Annotated in this window: 1 pseudogene; it reads right to left on the bottom strand. The window is 42.3% G+C overall.

Annotated features, from left to right (window positions below):
- Positions 1-241: pseudogene (locus H5201_RS22910) on the bottom strand (IS3 family transposase); the annotation flags it as partial.

Genomic DNA, 241 nt, shown 5'->3' with positions numbered 1-241 from the left:
ATCGCTGCTTCATCTAAATGGCCACAGTCAATAATCGCGCTGAGTCTTTCTTCTAAACGCCAGTCTTGTGGTCGTTTTTCTGCTGTCATTTGGCTACCCGTCTGGTGTGTTTCAAGTTGATGTTTCTTTGCGAGTGCTATCCAGCGTTGTAACGTTGAATAACCGACACCTAAATCATCTGCAATATCTTCTAGACGAACATCATCACATTGAGATAATGCTTTTTCAACCGCTTGAACTT

Origin of the sequence: Pseudoalteromonas sp. SG43-6 (assembly GCF_014164365.1) — a bacterium.
GTDB classification, from domain to species: domain Bacteria; phylum Pseudomonadota; class Gammaproteobacteria; order Enterobacterales; family Alteromonadaceae; genus Pseudoalteromonas; species Pseudoalteromonas rhizosphaerae.
The sequence above is the reverse complement of the archived record's forward strand: the minus strand, read 5'-3'. Positions and strand labels throughout refer to the sequence as shown.